This is a genomic window from Burkholderia sp. BCC1638 (assembly GCF_902833195.1).
In the GTDB taxonomy this organism is placed as follows: Bacteria; Pseudomonadota; Gammaproteobacteria; order Burkholderiales; family Burkholderiaceae; genus Burkholderia; species Burkholderia diffusa.
This window is the reverse complement of the sequence record NZ_CADFEC010000146.1, coordinates 1-442: the sequence shown is the minus strand read 5'-3', so window position 1 is coordinate 442 and position 442 is coordinate 1. Positions and strand designations below refer to the sequence as shown.

Sequence of the window (442 nt, the reverse complement as noted above, 5' to 3'; positions counted from 1 at the left end):
CTACGTCACGCGTCTGAACGTCGACGACAACACCTACGTCCATCGCGGGGACCTGCTGGTGCAGATCGACCCGCGCGACTATCGCGCCCAGCTCGACTCGGCCGACGCGCAGCTCGGCCTGGCGCGCGCGCAGCTGAGCTCGGCGCAGGTACAGCTCGACATCGCGCGCGTGCAGTACCCCGCGCAATACGCGCAGGCGCGTGCCCAGATCGAATCGGCCGAGGCCACCTACAAGCAGGCGCTGGCCGCGCAGCAACGCCAGCACGCGGTGGACATGCGCGCCACCTCGAAGCAGCAGGTCGACGCGGCCGACGCGCAAAGCGCCAGCGCCGACGCCAACGTGGCGATGGCGCGCGCCCAGGCGCGCACGGCCGCGCTGGTGCCGCAGCAGTTGCGCCAGGTTGAGAGCACCATCGAGGAGCGCCGCCAGCAGGTCCTGCAG

General features: G+C 71.5%; 1 protein-coding gene. It reads left to right on the top strand.

Annotation, left to right across the window (positions count from 1 at the left end):
• Positions 1–442 (top strand): biotin/lipoyl-binding protein (locus HWX22_RS31625; protein ID WP_175917029.1); only part of this gene is annotated, 442 nt, incomplete at both ends.